The organism is Actinomadura sp. NPDC049382 (assembly GCF_040677125.1).
Lineage (GTDB): Bacteria > Actinomycetota > Actinomycetes > Streptosporangiales > Streptosporangiaceae > Spirillospora > Spirillospora geliboluensis.
The window spans coordinates 17,271-36,704 of sequence record NZ_JBFARO010000050.1; the positions used below are offsets into that span (position 1 = coordinate 17,271).

Consider the following 19,434-nt stretch of genomic DNA (forward strand, 5'->3'; position numbering starts at 1 on the left):
CATGGACGATGCCGCGGACCGGACGCCGGCGGACGGCGCGGACCGGGTCGAGCGGGCGCTCCGCGCCCTGCTGGAGGAGCGGGACCGCCTCCGGCGGGAGAACGAGGACCTGAAGGCCGGGCGCGGCGAGCCGATCGCCGTGGTGGCGATGGCGTGCCGCTTCCCCGGCGGCGTGTCGACGCCCGAGGGGCTGTGGGAGGCGGTCCGCGGCGGCCGGGACCTGGTGGAGGAGTTCCCCCGGGACCGGGGCTGGCGGGACGTGTTCGACGAGGACCCCGGCGCGCTCGGCACCTCCAGCACCCGGCACGGGGGCTTCCTCGCCGGCGTGGCGGACTTCGACGCCGAGTTCTTCGGCATCAGTCCGCGGGAGGCGCTCGCGATGGACCCGCAGCAGCGCCTGCTGCTGGAGGCGTCGTGGGAGGTCTTCGAACGGGCGGGAATCGTCCCCGCCGACGTGCGCGGCACCGGCGCCGGCGTCTTCTCCGGGGTGAGCTCCCCCGAGTACGGGCTGCGCTTCCTGGAGGTGGACCAGCACGAGCTGGAGGGCCACCTGTCGCTCGGGAGCGCGCTGAGCGTCGCGTCCGGCCGGGTCGCGTACCAGCTCGGGCTGACCGGCCCGGCGATGACCGTGGACACGGCGTGCTCGTCGTCGCTGGTGGCCCTGCACCTGGCGGTGCGGTCGCTGCGGTCCGGGGAGTGCTCGCTCGCGCTGGCGGGCGGGGCGGCGGTGATGACCACCCCCGCCGTGTTCGTGGAGTTCTCCCGGCAGCGCGGCCTGGCGCCCGACGGCCGGTGCAAGGCGTTCGCGGACGCCGCCGACGGGACCGGCTGGTCCGAGGGCGTCGGCGTGCTGCTGCTGGAGCGGCTGTCGGACGCCCAACGCAACGGCCACCCGGTACTGGCCGTCCTGCGCGGTTCGGCGGTGAACCAGGACGGGGCCAGCAACGGGCTGACCGCGCCCAGCGGCCGCGCCCAGGAGGAGGTGATCCGCAAGGCGCTGGCGGACGCGGGGATCGCGGCGTCCGAGGTGGACCTGGTCGAGGCCCACGGCACCGGGACGGTGCTGGGCGACCCCATCGAGGCCCACGCCCTGCTGATGACGTACGGCCAGGGTCGGGCCGAGGACAGGCCGCTCTGGCTGGGGTCCCTGAAGTCGAACCTCGGCCACGCCCAGGCCGCCGCCGGGGTCGCCGGTGTCATCAAGGCCGTGATGGCTCTGCGCCACGGCTACCTGCCGAAGACCCTGCACCTGGACGCGCCTTCGCGGCACGTGGACTGGTCCTGCGGCGCGGTGGAACTGCTGGTGGACGGGCGCGAATGGGAGCGGGGCGACGGTCCGCGCAGAGCCGGGGTGTCGTCGTTCGGGTTCAGTGGCACCAACGCGCACGTGATCCTGGAAGAGGCGCCGCCGACGGGCAAGGCGGCCGAGCCCATCCCGGGCCCGGCCCTCGCCGGTGGACTGGTGCCGTGGGCGGTGTCGGGAAAGAACCCGGCGGCGCTGGCACGGCAGGCGGCCGCGCTCCGCGATTTCGTCACCTCCCCAGCCGGTGCGCAGGCGGACGCCGCGGACATCGGCTGGTCGCTGGTGTCGAGCCGGTCGGCGTTCGCCCACCGCGCGGTCGTGCTGGGCCGCGATCGCGACGAGCTGCTGAGCGGCCTCGCCTCGCTGAGCGAGGGCGCGGAGCCCGCCGGGGTGGTCCGCGGTGTCGCCGGGGAACTCGGGGGAGTCGTCTTCATGTTCCCGGGCCAAGGCTCGCAGTGGGCCGGCATGGGCCGGCGGCTGTACGACGCCTACCCCGTCTTCGCGCGCGCCCTCGACGAGTGCGCGGCCGCGCTCGACGAATGGGTCGGCTGGTCGCTGCTCGCCGTGATCCGGGGCGAGGCCGGGGCGCCGCCCCTGGAACGGGTGGACGTGGTCCAGCCCGCGCTGTTCTCGGTGATGGTGTCCATGGCCGCCCTGTGGCGGTCATGGGGCGTGGAACCGGCCGCGGTGGTGGGGCACAGCCAAGGTGAGATCGCCGCCGCCCACGTCTGCGGCGCGCTGTCGCTGCGGGACGCCGCCAAGGTGGTCGCGCTCCGCAGCAGGGCGCTGGTGGACCTCGCGGGCCACGGCGGGATGGCGTCGGTCGTGGAGTCCGCGGACGCCGTGGCGGAGCAGCTCGCCCCGTGGAGCGGCCGGCTGGGCCTCGCCGCCGTCAACGGGCCCCGCTCGGTGGTGGTGTCCGGAGCGCTGGACGCCCTCGACGAATTCCTTGAGAAGATGAACGCCGAAGGTGTCCGGGCCAGGCGGATATCGGTCGATTACGCCTCCCATTCCCCCGAGGTGGCCCGGGTTCGCGAGCAAGTGGTCGGGCCGCTTTCTGATGTGCGGCCTCGAACGTCGGAACTGCCTTTCTATTCGACCCTGTACGGTGAGGTCGTCGACACCGCCGAGCTGGACGGCGACTACTGGTACACCAACCTCCGTGAAAAGGTGCTCTTCGAATCGTCCGTCCGCAGGCTGGCCGACGACGGTTACCGCGTCTTCATCGAGATGAGCCCGCACCCCGTCCTGACCGTTCCGGTGCAGGAAATGGTCGACGAGGTGGACGGCGCGGTCGTCCTGTCGTCGTCCCGCCGCGACCGCGGGGAGGTCGAGGCCATCGCCGACTCGCTGGCCCAGCTGTACGTGCGGGGCGGAACCGTGGACTGGGCCGCCCTGTTCGGGACGCGCAGGCGGACGGACCTCCCGACCTACGCGTTCCAACGGCGGCGCTACTGGCTGAACTCCTCGCACACGGCGGTGGCGATGGAGATCGCCGCGGACGCGCCGGCCGAAGAGGACGAGCAGGTCACCCCGCTGCCCGAGAGGGTCGCGGCCCTCCCCGAGGGCATCGCGGAGGCGCTCGTCCTGGACCACGTCCTGGAGAAGATCGCCACCGTCCTCGGGCATGCCCCCGGCGAGAGCGTCGACCCCGACCGGGAGTTCAAGGACCTCGGCTTCGACTCGCTGCTGGCGATGGACCTGAGCAGGCGCCTGGCCGCCTCGACGGGGGTCAGGCTGAAGCCGACGCTGGTGCTGCGCCACCCGTCACCGCGGCTGATCGCCGGGCACATCGCGGCCGTGATGCTCGACCGCCGTCCCGCCTGACCCCGCGGTGTCCCGCCGGCGGGACACCGCGCGCCCGGCGCCGGCATCGTGTTGACCGGCCGATCCACGTCCGTGAAAGTGGACATGAATTGGTGGGTCGCTCCGGTTCGCGGTCCCATTGTTGGGGAGTTGATGTCCATGCGTTCGTTCGATGCGTCGGCTGCGCATAAAGGATTGTGGCTGGCGCAGAAAATGATGCCCGACACGCTCAACCACGCCCTGTCCATGTGGGAGGTGGACGGCGAACTGGACGTCGCCGTCATGGAATCCGCATTCCTGCGCGTGATGGACGAAGCGGAGGTGCTGCGAGTCAACTTCGTCGACAACGGCGACGGCGACCTGCGCATCGTGCCGCGCGGCCTGGGGGAGTGGCGGCCGTTCTTCCTGGACGCCGGCGGCGAGGACGATCCCGACCGGGCGGCGCGCGAGGCGCTGTCCGGCATGCTGGCGCAGCCGTTCGACCTGGAGCGGGACCTGCTGTTCCGGCTGGGCGTGGTCAGGCTCGCGGAGGCCCGCTTCCTGGTGGTCCTCGCCTACCACCACCTCATCTCGGACGGCTACGGCGTGGGCGGCCTGCTGTCGCGGCGCCTCGCCGAGGTGTACACGGCGCTGGCGCGCGGCGCGGAGGTGAGCGAACCGCCCCACCCCTGGGACGCCGAGTCGTACGCGGCCGAGGCGTCGGAGTACCTCGCGTCCCAGCGGTTCACCGACGACATGGAGTTCTGGCGCGACTACCTGAAGGACGCGCCCCCGCCCGCACAGGTGCCGCGCCTCGCCGTGCCGGACCCGGACCCGGAACCCGGACCGGGGAGTCCCGCCGACCGCTGGTCGGAGCTGGCCGGCGCCCTCGGCATGGTGAGCCGGACGGTGGCCGTCCCCCGCGCCGAGGCGGACGCGTGGGGCGAGGCCGCCGAGTCCATGGGCGTCTGGACGTCGTCGTTGCTGACCGCCGGCGCGGCGGTGTTCCTCCGGCACCGCTGCGACCACCCGGAGTTCCTCCTCTCGGTGGCGATGGGCAACCGGACCGGGGCCGCGGGCAGGACGCCCGGGCTGGCGGTGAACGTGGTGCCGATCCGCGTGCGGGTCCCGCTCACCGCGACCTTCGCCGAGATCGCCGAGGCGGTGCTCGACGAGACGTACGAGGTCTTCGGCCGGGCCGCCTGCCACTACTCCGACATCCAGCGCGCGAGCGGGACCGTCCTCAGCGGCCGCGGCGGCTTCGGCGCCGTCATGAACGTCGTCGACTTCACGGGCGAACTCGATTTCGGCGGCGGCCCGGCGCGCTACACCGGCGGCACGAACGGGGTCTTCGACGAACTGTCGATCAGCGTCTGCACCGACGGGACCGACGGAAGCGACCTGTACTTCCGGCTCGACGCCCCCGCCGGCCTGTACACCGCGGCCGAGCTGCGCCTCATCGGCGCCGACCTCGTCGCGTACGTCCGGGCTGCGGCCGCCGACCCGAAGCTGCCCGTCGGCGCGCTGGACGTGGTGAGCGGCGCCGACCGGGACCGGGTGCTGGCCGCGCCGAACGACACGGACGCCCCGCTGCCCGGCCTGACCGTCCCGGAGCTGTTCGCCCGCCAGGCGGCGCGGACCCCCGACGCCGCTGCGGTGGTGTCCGGGGACGGCGCGCTCTCGTACCGCGAGCTGGACGAGCGGTCGAGCCGCCTGGCCGGGGCGCTGCGCCACCGGGGCATCGGGCGCGAGACGGTCGTGGCGGTGGCGATGCCCCGCTCGGGGGACCTGGTCGTCGCCCTGCTGGGCGTGGCGAAGGCGGGCGGGGCCTACCTGCCCGTCGACCCCGCGTCCCCGGCGGAGCACATCGCGTCGGTTCTCGGCGGGTCGGCGCAGGTGCTCCTCACGAGCGAGGCGCCGCCCGCCGGCCTGGACGTCCCGACGATCCTCTTCGGCGACCTCGACTCGGACACCGCCGATGGCGCGCGAGCCGTCCGCCCGGACAACCTCCTGGCCGTCACGCACGGTTCGACCGGCGCGGCGGAGGTCGCCCTGACGCACCGGAACCTGGAGCGGTTCGCGATGGACCGCCGGTGGCGGGACGGCGGCGCCGGCACCGTGCTGTGGCACGCGCCGCACACCTTCGACGCGTTCGCCCTCGAAGTCTGGGCGCCGCTCCTGAACGGCGGGCGGGTGGTCGTGGCCCCGCCGGGAGAGCTGGACCTCGACGCGCTCGCCGCCGTGCGGGCCGCGCACGAGATCACGGTGATGTGGGCCCCCGCGGACCTGCTCGCGTCGATCGCCGCGGAGCGCCCCGACGGCCTCGCCGGGATGCGCGAGGTGTGGACCTGCGGCGACCGCGTGTCCGCCGCCGCGCTGCGGCGGGTGCGGGACGCGTGCCCGGAGCTGGCGATCGTCCACGGCCACGGACCGGGGGAGACGGGCGGCTTCGCCGCGTGCCACCGCCTCCCGGCCGGCGAGCCGTCGCTCGGCATGACGCTGATCGGCCGCCCCATGGACAACACCTCCCTCTACGTCCTGGGGCCGGGCCTTGCGCCCGTCCCCGCCGGCGTTGCCGGAGAGCTGTACGCGGCCGGGCCCGGCGTGGCGCGCGGCCTCCACGGCCGGCCGGGGAGGACCGCCGAGCGCTTCGTGCCCTGCCCGTTCGGCCCGCCCGGCGCCGTCATGCACCGGACCGGGGACCGGGCGCGGTGGGCCGCCGACGGCCGCCTCGAACACCTGGGCCGGGCCGGCGCCCGCGCGCGGATCCGCGGCGTCCCGGTCGAACCGGCCGAGGTGGAGGCGGTCCTGGCCGACTACCCCGGGCTGGCGAGGGCGGCGGTGGCCGTCCGCGAGGACGGCTCGGGGCAGCGGCGGCTCGTGGCGTACGCGGTCCCGCTGGCCCCGCAGGCCGGCCTCTCGGAGGAGGAGCTGCGCAGGTTCGCCGCGGGACGGCTGCCGGAGCCCCTCATGCCGTCGGCGTTCCTGGTCGTGGACCGCCTCCCGGCGACGGCGGGCGGCTGGGTGGACAGGGCGTCGCTTCCCGAGCCCGCGTCCGGCGAGGGGAGGTACCGCGCACCGCGCAACGCCGTCGAGGAGGCCCTGGCCAGGGCCTTCGCCGAGGCGCTCGGGCTGGAGCGGGTCGGCGTCGACGACGACTTCTTCGACCTCGGCGGCAACTCGCTGCGCGCGATCAGGCTCGCCGCCCTGATCCGGGACGAGCTGAACCAGGAGGTGTCCATCCGGACGCTGTTCGTGGCGCGCACCGTGACCGGGCTGTCCGGCATGTGGCAGGACCTCGCCCGGTCCAGCAGGCCGGCCCTGCGCAGGAGGACGAAGGACGGCGAACTCCTCTGAGCGCCGGAAGGAACGCGGATCCATGGCAGCGGGAGAATTCACCATGAACGGTCGTGACAACGAGATCTACGACGTGGTCGGCATCGGATTCGGTCCGTCCAACCTGTCGCTCGCCATCGCCATGGAGGAGTACCGGGCGGACGGCGCGCGGGACGGGATGAGGGCCCTCTTCCTCGAACGGCAGCCGTCCTTCGGCTGGCACCGCAGCATGCTGCTGCCCTCGGCGACCATGCAGATCTCCTTCCTCAAGGACCTGGTCACCTTCCGCAACCCGACGTCGAGCTTCAGCTTCATCGCGTATCTGCACGCCTCGGGGCGGCTCCCGCGGTTCGTCAACAACCAGGACTTCTTCCCGACGCGCGAGGAGTTCCACCGGTACCTGGAATGGGCGCAGGCGCGGGTCGCCGACCGCATCGCCTACGGCGCGGAGGTGACGTCGGTCGGGCTGCCGCCGGGCGCCGTCCCGGAGACCTCGGACCGGCTGCGCCTCGAAGTCGCGGACGGCCGCGTCGTCGAGGCGCGGAACGTGGTGATCTCCACCGGCCTGGTCCCGAGCATGCCGGACGGGGCCGTCCGCGACGAGCGGGTGTGGCACAGCTCGGAGTTCCTGGAGAAGTACCGCCGGGCGGACCCCGCGCAACTGCGCCGGGTGGCGGTGGTCGGCGCGGGCCAGAGCGCCGCCGAGATCGCCAGGTTCCTGTACGACGAGCTCCCGCACGCCCAGGTCTGGGCCGTCATCCCGTCCTACGGCTACTCGGTCGCGGACGACACCCCGTTCGCCAACCAGGTCTTCGACCCCGGCGCCGTCGACGACTACTACTACGCCACCGAGCAGACGCGCGAGGCGTTCTGGCGGTACCACCGCAACACCAACTACTCGGTCGTCGACGGCGACGTCATCCGGGACCTGTACCGCAGGGCGTACGAGGACGAGGTCCGCGGGGCCCGGCGCCTGGAGTTCCGCAACCTCACCAGGGTCACCGGCGTGAAGCGGTCCGGCGCCGAGACCCGCGTCTCGCTGCAGACGGGCTCCGACGGCGAGGTGCGCGAGATCGACTTCGACGCGCTCGTCTGCGCGACCGGCTACGACGCGATGGAGCCGGCGCACCTCCTCGGCGACCTCGACCGCCACTGCCTGCGCGACGAGTCCGGCCGCTACCGGGTCGAGCGCGACTACCGCATCGCGACCGACCCCGGGATGCGCTGCGGCATCTACCTCCAGGGCGGCACCGAGCACAGCCACGGCCTGAGCTCGTCGCTGCTGTCGAACATCGCCGTACGGAGCGGGGAGATCGCCGACTCGATCGCCGCCCGGCGGGAGGAAGGGGAGTTCCAGGATGAGGAGTCCGGCAGAAGAGCGGTGGGTACGCCCCTTCCGCGATGACGACGGCTGCGCGACGAAGCTCGTCTGCCTCCCGCACGCCGGCGGCTGGGCGAGCGCGTACCGCACCTGGCCCCGGGGGCTGCCCTCGGACGTCGGCGTCCTCGCCGTCGTGTACCCGGGCCGCGAGGACCGCTGCCGCGAGCCGTTCGCGACCGCGCTGGAGACCCTCGCCGACGACATCGCCGACGCCCTCGGCGGGCTCTCCGGGCACCGGCTGGTGCTCTTCGGCCACAGCATGGGCGCCTCGGTCGCGCACGAGGTGGCGCTGCGCCTGCACAAGCGCGGGCGCCCGCCCGCGGCCCTGTGCGTGTCCGGCAGGCGCCCGCCCCACGCCCTGGACGGCCGGCGGACGTTCTCCGGCACGGACGAGAAGATCATCAGGGATCTCGGGCGCTTCGACGCGAGCAGCGCCGAGGTCTTCGCCGACCCCGACCTCCGGGAGATGCTGCTCCCCGCCATCCGCGCGGACTACCGGCTGGTCGACGCGTACCCCGGCGGCCACCGGCCCCCGCTCGACTGCCCCGTGTACGCCTACACCGGTGCCGACGATCCCGAAGTGGCCCCGGAGCAGATGCGCGCCTGGGGGGACGTGACGCACGGCGCGTTCCGGCTGCGGGTGCTGCCCGGCGGCCACTTCTACCTGAAGGCCGAGGAGTCCGCCCTGCTCGCCGACCTGACCTCGGTGATCGAGACGGCGGCCGCCGGGAGGTCGTGACGGCCGCCGCCGAGTCACCCGAACCAGCTGGCAAGCGCGGTCCGGAGGGACGCCGTGTCGGGCGTCCCTTCGGCGGCCCAGGCGACATGGCCGTCCGGCCGGATGAGGACCGCGGACGGAGCGGCGACCTCACCGGCGCCCGGCACGGGCCAGTGGTCGTCCTCGCTCCGCGCCTCCACGACGTCGACGCGATCGGCCCAGTCGTCCGCCCCGGCCACGTTCCCGCGCAGATCGAGCAGCACCGGACGGGCGTCGTGCAGCAGCTCGTACACCCGGACCGGGCCGTCGGCCGTCTTCAGGTCGGCGTCCGGGACCCGGCGGCCCGCGAGCGGATGGTCGCACTCGACCGGGTACCGGATGTCCAGCCCGGTGAGCATGCCGCACAGGTACCGGTTGACGTCGTCGAACACGATCAGGGACGCGAAGACGTCGCGCAGCGCGTCGGTCTGCGGACCGGGAAGGGCCAGCGCCGACTGCGCCCGCGTGTTGTGCAGGACGGCCTCCCCGACGGGATGGCGCTCGGTGTGGTAGGTGTCCAGCAGGCTCTCCGGCGCCCGTCCCCGCGCCACGGCGCCGAGCTTCCAGCCCAGGTTGACCGCGTCCTGCATGCCGAGGTTCAGCCCCTGCCCGCCGAGCGGGAAGTGGATGTGCGCGGCGTCGCCCGCCAGCAGCACCCGGCCCCGCCGGTACCGGTCGGCCTGCCGCGCGGCGTCGGTGAACCGTGAGATCCAGCGCGGGTTGCGCATGCCGTAGTCCGTGCCCGCGACCCTGAGCAGCGACTCGCGGAGCCGGTCGAACGTCACCGGCCCGCGATCGGCGACCCGCGCGTAGTCGGACGTGATCAGCCGGTACCACCCGGGCTCGAACGCGATCACCGAGTAGCCGCCGTCCGGCGTGCGCCGTCCCCAGATGTAGTCCTCGGTCAGCTCGGGGAGCTCGACGTCCCCGATCAGCGCGTTCATCGTCGCCGGCGTCCCCGGGAACCCGAAGCCCGCCAGCTTGCGCACCGCGCTGCGTCCCCCGTCGCAGCCGACGAGGTAGCGGCCGCGGACCGTCTCGTCCCCGGCCTGGACCGTCACGCCCTCCGCGTCCTGCTCGACCCCCGTCACCTCGGACGACCACCGCACCCGGACACCGAGCCGCGCGGCCCAGTCCTCCAGCAGCGTCTCGATGGTGGACTGCAGGATCATCAGCGGCAGCGGATGCCTGGACTCGAACTCGTCGAAGTTGAGCCAGAGCCCGGAGAAGTGCCCCACCCCCTGGATCTCCCCGAGCGCGAGGAAGGAGTCCAGGACCCCGCGCTGGTCCAGCACCTCCAGGGTCCGCGAGTGCATCCCGCCGGCCCGGGACTCGCCCGTCCGCTCCGCGAGCCGTTCGAGCAGCACCACGTCGGCGCCCGCCAGCCGCAGCTCGCAGGCGAGCATCAAGCCCGTCGGCCCCGCCCCCGCGATCACGACGTCCGCGTCCATCCCGGCGTGTCCCACGTCGTCTCCCGTCACTCGCCGCACAGTCCCTTCACGCTCACCGAAGAGAGATCCGCCGACAAGGCGCCGCACGACCGGGAGGGCGCCACCGGCCTACCCCTTGTCCCGCCGGCGAGACAAGCCCTCAGGCCGCGGGTGGTCCTGCCCGCGTCCGGGCACGGCTACGGCCGGCGCGGTCCGTTCCGGCTCCCTGGGGCTTTGACGCTTTCGCTGAAATTCCCACGGCCGGGCTGTCGTGCCTTAAGAAGAAAATCTCACGGGCGCCGCTCACTTGATGGTTTTGAAAACTTCGTCGGAGCAGGTTTAAACCCGCTTTGGGGTGGCCGTTGGATGGGTTCCTGGGAACGGCCTCAAAACGGGGCCTTGACAGACGATCATGGCAGGGTGATGATCAACTCACCCCCGATCCCCTGAAGGGAGCCCGAATGCAAAAGGTGGGCAATCGAGTCATGTCCATGGCGGCCGCGGTCATCACGGCGGCTGTGGCGCCTGTCGTGGTCGCCATTCCGAGCGCGTCGGCGAGCGAGACGGATGTCCGGCCCATGGCCTCCTGCTCGGACTGGACGCCGCACATCCGGCGGGTCATCGTCGGCTCGGCGGCCGTGCACACCAGCTATTCGGGGTCGTCCCCGGTGATAGCCAAGTGGAAATCCAAGACGCTTTTCCGCGTCGACAAGCGATGCGTGAACGACGCCGGCAACCTGTGGTGGCACTCGGACTGCTGCACCGGCGTCAAGGGCTGGATCTGGAACGACTACACAGAGTTCGCCCACTACAACTAGCGGACCTCGCCCGGCGGTCCGCAGGGCTTCCCGCCCCCGGTTCCCGGCCCCCCGCGAGTCGATCACCCTTTCGCGCGAATCCGGCAGACATGGCGTCTGGCCCTTCGCGCGAAAGGGCACTTCGGTCTTTGCGTAAGTCCCTGTGCATGGACGATGTGGTGGGGATCGCTCGTTCTCTACGAAGTTGATGCCCATTGAATATGGCAAAGTTCCCGGATGTGCGAGTTGCTCTCGAATTCGGTTGCTGGGCTCACTTGTGACTGTGCGACGCTCGGTACCGGACCGGCCTCGCCGTGGTGTCACTCTCCTGCGTTGATTATTGAGTTCTGCTGACTGCGCGTCTACCAAGCCCTGCTGCATGTATCAAGCGCCACACCCGCCCCCTCGAATTGCTCTTCGAGGGGGACTTTTGGCGTGTCGTCGCCTCATTCCCTGGCACTGATCTCGCCGTCCTCGACATGGCCCCGGCTTGCGCGTTGAAGGGCTGTTGCTCTCCGTGGATGCGCAGGTTCCCGTGCGGCCGCTCTGAGCGGCATCGGTGGTGAACCTGGCCCGCCGGCTGCGCGGCCACCTCGCGTGGGCTCGCTGAGACCTCGCCGGAGTCTCCGGTGACCAGGCGCGTCCCACCGCGGCCTTGAAGACGCCGGGCGGCCCCCACCTCGTAGGCCCGGCGCCGGGCGCGGGGGGCCGGGACCCTCTGACCTGCACTCCGCTCACACGACCTTCGTTTCTGATAGTTGACATTTGATATGAGATATCGGCAAGCTTCGGGTCCGTGAGGGGTGGAGTGATACATGAGTGATTCGAGCCAGCGGGGCCGCGGGGAGCGCGTGCCCGTCGACGGGCTGCGGCGCACGGTCGGCGCGGTCTTCCGCGCCGTCGGGTTCAGCGAGGCCGCGTCGTCGACGGTGGCCGAGGCCCTGGTCGACGCCGACATGCGCGGCGTGGCCTCGCACGGGAGCATGCTCGTCCCGATGTACGTCGACCGGGTGCGGGCCGGTTCCGTCAGCCGCAGGGAGCGGGCGGAGGTCGTCGTGGATCTCGGCGCGATGGCCGTCCTGGACGCGGGGCACGCGCTCGGCCAGCTCACGGGGGACCAGGCGATGGGGATCGCCGTCGCCAAGGCGAAGAGCTTCGGCGTCGGGGTGGTGGCGGTCCGCAACGCCTTCCACTTCGGGGGCGCGTTCCGCTACGTCGAGGCGGCGGCGCGGGAAGGCTGCGTCGGGCTGGCCGCGGCGAACACCCGGCCGCTGATGCCCGCCGTCGGCGGGGCGGCTCCCGTGGTCGGCAACAACCCGCTCGCCGTGGGCGTGCCGATGCCCGACGGGCCTCCCGTCGTGCTGGACATGGCGCTGTCCGAGGCGGCGCTCGGCAAGATCCGCATCGCGGCGGCGGAGGGCCGGGAGATCCCGTCCACCTGGGCCTCGGACGCGGACGGCCGGCCCACCACCGACCCCCGCGCGGCCCTGGGCGGCATGCTGCTGCCCGCCGCCGGGCACAAGGGCTTCGCGCTGGCGCTGGTCGTCGACGTTCTCACCGGCGTGCTGTCCGGCGGAGGGTTCGGCCAGGCCGTGCAGGGGCTCTACAGCGACGTCACCGTCCCCAACAACTGCGCCCACTTCTTCCTGGCCGTGGACGTGGCGGCGTTCGGCGATCCGGCGGACTTCGCGGAGCGGATGAGCCGGCTGGCCGCCGAGGTCACCGGCTCTCCCGCCGCGCCCGGTGTGGAGCGGCTGTACCTGCCCGGCCAGATCGAGGCGGAGAACCACCGGGCCGCGCTCGCCGGCGGCGTCCGGGTCGAGGACAGCGTCCTGGAGGCGCTGCGCCGCACCGCGGACGAGGTCGGCGCCGTCCTGCCGGACTCGCTGGCCCTGGCCGGGGCCGGCGGCGACGTGCCGGCCCGCGCGACGGGAGGCACCCCGGCATGAAGGCCAGCTTCGATGCGACCGGGCAGGTCGTCATCGTCACCGGAGGCGCCAACGGGATCGGCGCGGCCCTCGCGCGCGGCGTCGGCGCCGCGGGCGGGACCGCCGTGGTCTTCGACATCGCGCACGCGGCCGACCTGGACGCGGCGCCCGGGGTCGAGCAGGTCGCCGTCGACGTGGCCGACCGCGACGCGGTCTTCGCGGCCGTCGAGCAGACCCTCGCCCGGCACGGCCGCGTCGACGGCCTCGTGGCGGGCGCGGCCGTCCAGCCCCGCGCCGCGGTGGCCGGCATGGCGGCCGACGAGTGGCGCCGGGTCCTCGGCGTGAACCTCGACGGCGTCGTCTGGTGCTGCCAGGCGGTGCTGCCCTCGATGGCCGAGCGCCGGTCCGGGTCGATCGTGGTCTTCAGCTCCGGGCTGGCGCACATGGGACGGGCCGAGGCGTCCGCCTACGCGGCCAGCAAGGGCGCGCTGGTCTCCTTCGCCAAGTCGCTGGCCGCCGAGGTGGCCGAGCACCGGATCCGGGTGAACGTCCTCGCCCCCGGCGTCATCGACACCCCGCAGTTCCAGGCCGCCAACCCGGCGGGCGGCGAGCGGGAGCACTGGGCGCGCACCACGGGGATCGGCACCCCCGAGGACGTCGTCGGCCCCCTGCTCTTCCTGCTGTCCGACGCGGCGACCATGACCGGCTCGCAGCTCACCCGCGATCGCGCCTACCCGAAGGAGTGACCTCCCCATGACCGAGACGACGACGCCCGAGGGGGAGATCCTCCCCGTCGCGGTCGTGGGCGCCGGGCCCATCGGCCTGATCACCGCCCTCGGGCTGACGCGCTACGGCGTTCCGGTGGCCGTGTTCGAGGAGGACGACCGGCTCTCGCTGGACACCAAGGCGGGCACCGTCCTCACCCGGACCCTGGAGGTCCTGCACCGGTACGGCGCGCTGCCGGAGGTGCTGCGCGCCTCGCTGCGGATCGACGAGATCGGCGAGATCGACCGGGTCACCAACGAGCCGACGCTGAGCGTCCGCACGGGCGAGCTCACCGAGGACACCCGGTTCCCCTTCGTCATCAACATCCCGCAGCACCACCTCGAACCGGTGCTGCGCGACAGCTTCACCGGACGCGAGCACGGCTCCCTGCACATGGGGCACCGGCTGACCGCGTTCAAGCAGCACGACGACCACGTCGAGCTGACGTTCGACACCGCGCAGGGCGAGCGGCACGTCAAGGCCCGCTACCTGCTGGCCTGCGACGGCGGACGCTCGCAGGTGCGCGAGCAGCTCGGCATCACGGTGGAGGGGCGCACGCTCGACGAGCGCTACATGCTCGTCGACCTCAAGGCGGACCTGGACGTCGCCAACCCGCGCGACTACCCCTACCTCGCCTACTTCTCCGACCCGTCGGAGTGGATGATCCTCGTCCGCCAGCCGCACTGCTGGCGCTTCCTCTACCCGCTGGCCAAGGGGGCGGGGGAGCCGACGCACGAGGAGCTGCGCGACAAGGCACTGCGGTTCATCGGGGAGGTCGAGGGCATCGAGGTGCTCGGCACGAACGTCTACACGGTCCACCACCGGGTGGCGGAGCAGTGGCGCGACGGCCGCGTGTTCCTGATGGGCGACGCCGCGCACCTGATCACGCCGATGTGGGCGCTCGGCCTCAACACCGGGGTGCTGGACGCCTCCAACCTGCCGTGGCGGCTCGCCTGGGTGCTGCGCGGCTGGGCCGACGACTCGCTGCTCGGCGGGTACGAGGTGGAGCAGGCGCCGGTCGCGGTCAAGGGCTCGGGCCAGATGGCCGAGGCCGCCCGCTCCTACATGAGCCGGCGGGGCCGGGCCGTCGACGCGATGACCGACGGGAACTGGGGCAACGCGTTCACCCGCGGCCTGCTGGGCGTCCGGCTCGACGTCGACGACACCGGCGACTGGTCGATGGTGAGGACGGGCTCGGCGCCGCCGCCGGTGCGCACCGGCGACCGCGCGCCCGACCTGCCGCTGTTCGGCCCGGAGGGCCCCGTCCACCTGCACGACCTGGCCGCCGAGTCCTTCGTGGCGCTGTACTTCACCGACACCAGGCGGCGGCCGCGGATCCCCACCGAGACGGGCCCGGCGCTGCGCCGCTTCGCGGTGTCCCGCTGGGACGCGCCGCACGACTCGGGCCTGCGCGACCTGGCCCTGTTCGACCCCGGCGACCGGGTGCGCCGCCGGTTCGGCGTGGACGGCGACACCGTCGTGCTGATCCGGCCGGACGCCCATGTCGCCGCGATCCTTCCGTTCGACCCCGCCGCGGACGAGGACCCGGCGGCGGCCGTCTACCAGCGCATCTGCGGACGCGCTCCGATCACCGCACAGGAGTAGGGCATGACCGATGGCAAGACCGCGACCGGACCCGACGGGCGCCCCGTGGAGCTCGGCCCCGTCGGCCAGGAGATCGTGTTCGAGAACGAGCAGATCCGGGTCTGGGAGATCGAGCTGGAGCCGGGCGACGCGCAGCCCTGGCACCACCACCAGAACCCGTACGTGGTGATCGCGCTGGAGGCGGCCGACAACCGCATCGACTCGATCAAGGGCGGCGACCCGCGCCTGGTGCACGAGCCGGTCGGCGGCGTCGTCTACCGCGAGCCCGGCGAGATCCACATGCTCACCAACCGGGGCGAGAGCCGCTACCGCTGCCGTCTCGTCGAACTCAAGTGCCTGGGAGAGAACCTTGTCTAAGCAGCCGTGCCCTCCGGGCGTCCCCGAGGAGGAGTGGGAGAACAACCTCTCCGAGCCCGCCGCCTACAGCGGTGAGGCACCGGACCGCTCGCGCGAGCAGGACGTGACGGGTCCCGAAGGCGAGGCCATGGGCCGGTTCAGGGAGATCCTCCTCAACACCGGCGACCTCGACTGGATCGACAAGACCCTCGCCGGCCTGTCGCAGAAGATGCTGTGGCGCGACGACGAGACGGGGGCGTCGATCGCCCTGGTCCGCTTCAAGAAGGGCGCGGGCATCCCGTCCCGGCACTCGCACGCCTCGAACCAGTTCATGTTCTGCCTGCAAGGCCGCTACACCTACGTGCCGACCGGGCTGACCCTCACGTCCGGGTCCTTCTACTGGAACCCCAAGGGCAGCCTGCACGGGCCCACGCTCGCCGAAGAGGACACCGTCCTGCTCGAGGTCTACGACGGCCCCCACTACCCGACCCAGCCCGACTGGTACGACAGCGCGGCCGACGCCCGCTGACGTCCGAGGCTGATCCGACCCCCCGGCGGCCGGCACCGCCCCGCCGCTCACCCGACACCAGAGGAGGGCCCATGCCCAAGCAAGAGATCAGGACCGCCGAGCTGGCTCCGCCCAACGGCCACTTCGCGCAGGCGACCATGGCCGAGGCCCGCGGCCGCCTGGTCTTCATCTCCGGGATGACCGCCCGCAACAAGGACGGCGGCGTCACCGGCGTGGGCGACGTCTCCGCCCAGACGCACCAGGTGTGCCAGAACCTCAAGGCCGCGGTCGAGGCCGCCGGAGGCACCCTCGACGACATCGCCCGGGTCGACGTCTACGTCCGCAACATGGAGGACTTCGCCGCGATCCACGAGGTCCGCCGGCAGTACTTCACCGGGGTGTCGCCCGCGTCGACGCTGGTCGAGGTGGCGAAGTTCGTCAACAAGGACTACCTCATCGAGATCAACGCGATCGCCGTGGTCGCGGACGGGGACGGCTGACATGCGGCTGGCCGCGATCCGCTTCGAGGGCGGGATCCGCACCGCCGTCGTGGAGGGCGACCACGCCGCGGTGCTGCCCGCCACGGCGCCCACCCCCGACGACGTCGTGCGCGGTGGCGCCGAGGCCCGCGAGGCCGTCTCCGCCGCGGCGCAGGTCGCGCCGCGGACGCCGCTGGACGGCCTGGACCTGCTCGCGCCGCTGCGCCGGTTCAACCGCGACGTCCTGTGCACCGGGTGGAACTACTGGGACCACTTCGAGGAGTCCACGGGGAAGCGGGAGGGGCAGGACCCCAAGGAACGCCCGTCCCACCCGACCTTCTTCACCAAGGGGCCCGACACGGTGATCGGCCCGCGCGACGCCATCGCGTGGGACCCGGACCTGTCCCGGAAGTGGGACTACGAGGCGGAGGTGGCGCTGGTCATCGGCCGCGACGGCAGGTCGATCCCGGAGGAGCGGGCGCTCGACCACGTGGCGGGCTACCTCGTCGCCAACGACGTCTCGCAGCGCGACCTGCAGCGGGCGCACGGCGGCCAGTGGCTGAAGGGCAAGAGCATCGACCGCACGATGCCGCTCGGGCCGTGGCTCACCACCGCCGACGAGGTCCCCGACCCGCATGACCTGGCGATCACCTTCGACCTGAACGGCAGGCGGCTGCAGCAGGCGAGCACGGCGCAGACCGCGTTCTCCTTCGCCCGCATCATCGCCGAGCTCAGCTGGGGGATGACGCTGCGCGCCGGGGACGTCGTGCTGACCGGCACGCCCAGCGGCATCGGCAACGCGCGCGAGCCGCAGATCTTCCTCGCCGAGGGCGACGAGCTGGTCACCCGCGTCGAGGGGCTCGGGGAGCTGCGCAACCGCGTGGCCCGCGCGTCCCTCACGTCCTGACCGTCCCGGCACCACCCAGTCCGACGACCACTCCGAAGGAGGCCGGCCTCACCGATGGGCGGCATCGATCTGCACACCCACCTCGCGCCCGTGCTGAGCGAATCCGAGATCGCCGGGCTGCCCGGCGTCTCGCTCGACGGCGGACGCCTCGCGGTGGACGGCTCGCACGGCGGCCCGCCGCGGCTCGACCGGCCGGACGCCCTGGAGGCGTGGCTCGGTGAGCGGTCCCTGGACGCCGCGGTGGTCTCCGCGCCGCCGCCGTTCTTCCGCCAGCACCTGCCCGGCGACGAGGCCGCGCGCTGGGTGCGGGCGCTGAACGGCGGCATGCGGCGGGCCGTGGCGGGGCGGCCGGCCCTGCTGCCGATGGCCTACCTCCCGCTGGAGCACCCCCGGGTCGCGGTGGCGGAACTCGGCCGCCTCCTGGCCGAGGACGGCTGGGCCGGGTTCGCCGCCTCGGCCGGCGGGCGGTCGGTCAGCCTGGCCGACCCGTCGCTGGAGCCGCTGTGGCGGCGCCTGTCGGACGACGGCCGGCCGGTCATGCTGCACCCGGGGCACAGCCCCGACGACCGGCTGGGCGAGTTCTACCTCGCCAACCTGCTGGGCAACCCGTCCGAGACCGCCCTCGCGGTCGCGCAGCTGCTCTTCGGCGAGGTCGTCGACCGGCACCCGGGGCTGCGGTTCCTCCTGGTGCACGGCGGCGGCTGCGTGCCCGCGGTCCTCGGACGCTGGCAGCGGGGCGCGGACACCGACCGGCCGGGCGTGCCCGCGCTCGCCCGGCCGCTGCGCGAGGTGCTCCGCGGCAACTTCTATGCGGATTGCCTGACGCACGATCCCGACGTCGTCGATCTCGCGGTGCGCGTGTTCGGCGCGGACCGCGTGGTCCTCGGGAGCGACTGGCCCTTCCCCATGGGCAGCGACGACCCCGTCGCGCTGCTGTCGCACCGCGACGCCGGCTTCGTCCGGCAGGTCGGTGAGGACAACGCCAGGTCCCTTCTAGGAAAGCCCGGACACACGGCGGCGGAGATCTAACCGCAGTCATGAGTGCGCAATGTGCTCGTCGGCGTCATCGGCTCGGCCGCGCCGGAGAGCACGGATAAGGAGTAGCAATGAAGGTCACCTGGTTCGCCAGGAGCGTCGCGGTCGGCGGCGTCGTGCTCATGGCCGCCGCGTGCGGCGGTGGAGGCGACGGCGAGTCCGGCGGCTCCACCGACACCGTCCACTACCTGACGTCGTTCAACACCTTCGGCCGTGACGCCTTCGCCTACGTCGCGGAGGAGAAGGGGTACTTCAAGGAGGCGGGGCTCGACGTCGACATCAAGCCGGGGAGCGGCACGGTCGACGTCATGAAGCTGCTGGCCGGCGGCCGCGCCGACTTCGGCGCCGGCGACTTCACCACCGCGCTGATCACCATCGCCAAGCAGAAGCTGCCGGTGACCGCGGTCGGCATGGTGCACCAGAAGTCGCTGGCCGCGGTCGTCGCGCTCGAGGGCGGCGGCATCGCGACGCCGAAAGACCTGGAGGGCAAGACCATCGGCGACCAGCCGGGGTCCACCAACCAGGTGACGTTCCCGGTCTACGCCAAGGCGGCCGGGATCGACGCGGGCAAGGTCAAGTTCGTCCCGTCCGCACCGCCCGCCCTGCCGCAGCTGCTCGCGACCGGCAAGGTCGACGCGATCGGGCAGTTCGTCGTGGGCCGGCCGCTCGTCGAGAAGGCGGCGCAGGGCAAGAAGGCCGTCATCCTGCCGTACGGCGACGTCCTGCCCGACCTGTACGGCAACGCGCTGCTGGCGTCCAGCAAGGTCGCCAAGGAGAAGCCCGAGCTGGTGAAGAAGTTCTCCGCCGCGCTGTTCAAGGGCCTGCAGTACTCCATCGCCCACCCGGAGGAGACCGGCGAGATCCTCAAGAAGCGCCAGCCGACCCAGGACGCGGCCGTCGCCGCCGCGGAGGTCCGCGCGATGGCGCCCTACGTGGCGCCGCAGGGGGCCACGGTCGGCGCGGTCGACAAGGCCCGGGTCGAGGAGAACATCCGGCTGCTCGGCGAGGCCGGCGCGATCTCCGCGAAGCCGGCCACCGACCAGGTCGTCGACTTCGGCGCGGCGGCACAGGGCTGAGGAGGG

General features: G+C 72.9%; 15 protein-coding genes. 14 read left to right on the forward strand and 1 reads right to left on the reverse strand.

Going from position 1 to position 19,434, the window contains the following annotated elements; genetic code table 11:
* The first annotated feature begins 1 nt into the window (after position 1).
* The 4 genes from AB0K34_RS26115 to AB0K34_RS26130 all read left to right on the forward strand — a co-directional run bounded on the left by AB0K34_RS26115 (position 2) and on the right by AB0K34_RS26130 (position 8,544).
* Complete coding sequence (locus AB0K34_RS26115; RefSeq protein WP_364551391.1) at positions 2-3,130, forward strand: type I polyketide synthase; 3,129 nt, start codon at positions 2-4, stop codon at positions 3,128-3,130.
* A gap of 138 nt (positions 3,131-3,268) precedes the next feature.
* On the forward strand, positions 3,269-6,445 hold the full coding sequence (locus AB0K34_RS26120; RefSeq protein WP_364551393.1) for an AMP-binding protein: 3,177 nt from the start codon (positions 3,269-3,271) through the stop codon (positions 6,443-6,445).
* 43 nt (positions 6,446-6,488) lie between these two features.
* Positions 6,489-7,829, forward strand: coding sequence for a lysine N(6)-hydroxylase/L-ornithine N(5)-oxygenase family protein (locus AB0K34_RS26125; protein ID WP_138635121.1), 1,341 nt, complete (start codon positions 6,489-6,491; stop codon positions 7,827-7,829).
* Complete coding sequence (locus AB0K34_RS26130) at positions 7,783-8,544, forward strand: alpha/beta fold hydrolase (RefSeq protein WP_364551395.1); 762 nt, start codon at positions 7,783-7,785, stop codon at positions 8,542-8,544. The genes AB0K34_RS26125 and AB0K34_RS26130 overlap by 47 nt, the downstream gene beginning before the upstream one ends.
* A gap of 14 nt (positions 8,545-8,558) precedes the next feature.
* Here AB0K34_RS26130 and AB0K34_RS26135 read toward each other — a convergent pair whose 3' ends face one another.
* Complete coding sequence (locus tag AB0K34_RS26135) at positions 8,559-10,043, reverse strand: FAD-dependent monooxygenase (protein WP_364551397.1); 1,485 nt, start codon at positions 10,041-10,043, stop codon at positions 8,559-8,561.
* A gap of 410 nt (positions 10,044-10,453) precedes the next feature.
* On the opposite strand from AB0K34_RS26135, the gene AB0K34_RS26140 reads away from it, so the two are divergent.
* From AB0K34_RS26140 to AB0K34_RS26185, 10 genes are all read left to right on the forward strand, one after another.
* The gene (locus AB0K34_RS26140) at positions 10,454-10,810 is read left to right on the forward strand and encodes a hypothetical protein (RefSeq protein ID WP_138635115.1); all 357 of its coding nucleotides are present in this window, start codon (positions 10,454-10,456) and stop codon (positions 10,808-10,810) included.
* Between the two features lie 794 nt (positions 10,811-11,604).
* The gene (locus AB0K34_RS26145) at positions 11,605-12,738 is read left to right on the forward strand and encodes an Ldh family oxidoreductase (RefSeq protein ID WP_364551400.1); all 1,134 of its coding nucleotides are present in this window, start codon (positions 11,605-11,607) and stop codon (positions 12,736-12,738) included.
* Positions 12,735-13,463: an SDR family oxidoreductase gene (locus tag AB0K34_RS26150; RefSeq protein WP_364551402.1), complete on the forward strand. Its 729-nt coding sequence runs from the start codon at positions 12,735-12,737 to the stop codon at positions 13,461-13,463. Before AB0K34_RS26145 ends, AB0K34_RS26150 begins: the two co-directional genes overlap by 4 nt.
* A gap of 7 nt (positions 13,464-13,470) precedes the next feature.
* Positions 13,471-15,087, forward strand: coding sequence for an FAD-dependent monooxygenase (locus AB0K34_RS26155; protein WP_364551405.1), 1,617 nt, complete (start codon positions 13,471-13,473; stop codon positions 15,085-15,087).
* Positions 15,088-15,090: 3 nt separating this feature from the next.
* On the forward strand, positions 15,091-15,444 hold the full coding sequence (locus AB0K34_RS26160) for a hypothetical protein (protein WP_138635101.1): 354 nt from the start codon (positions 15,091-15,093) through the stop codon (positions 15,442-15,444).
* Positions 15,437-15,952, forward strand: coding sequence for a cupin domain-containing protein (locus tag AB0K34_RS26165; protein ID WP_364551408.1), 516 nt, complete (start codon positions 15,437-15,439; stop codon positions 15,950-15,952). Before AB0K34_RS26160 ends, AB0K34_RS26165 begins: the two co-directional genes overlap by 8 nt.
* Before the next feature lie 71 nt (positions 15,953-16,023).
* The gene (locus AB0K34_RS26170; protein ID WP_138635098.1) at positions 16,024-16,431 is read left to right on the forward strand and encodes a RidA family protein; all 408 of its coding nucleotides are present in this window, start codon (positions 16,024-16,026) and stop codon (positions 16,429-16,431) included.
* A 1-nt stretch (position 16,432) separates the two neighbouring features.
* Positions 16,433-17,317: a fumarylacetoacetate hydrolase family protein gene (locus tag AB0K34_RS26175; protein ID WP_364551411.1), complete on the forward strand. Its 885-nt coding sequence runs from the start codon at positions 16,433-16,435 to the stop codon at positions 17,315-17,317.
* A gap of 54 nt (positions 17,318-17,371) precedes the next feature.
* Positions 17,372-18,346, forward strand: coding sequence for an amidohydrolase family protein (locus AB0K34_RS26180; RefSeq protein WP_364551413.1), 975 nt, complete (start codon positions 17,372-17,374; stop codon positions 18,344-18,346).
* 77 nt (positions 18,347-18,423) lie between these two features.
* Entirely contained in the window at positions 18,424-19,428 is a 1,005-nt protein-coding gene (locus tag AB0K34_RS26185; RefSeq protein ID WP_138635089.1) for an ABC transporter substrate-binding protein, read from the forward strand.
* Positions 19,429-19,434: the final 6 nt, after the last annotated feature.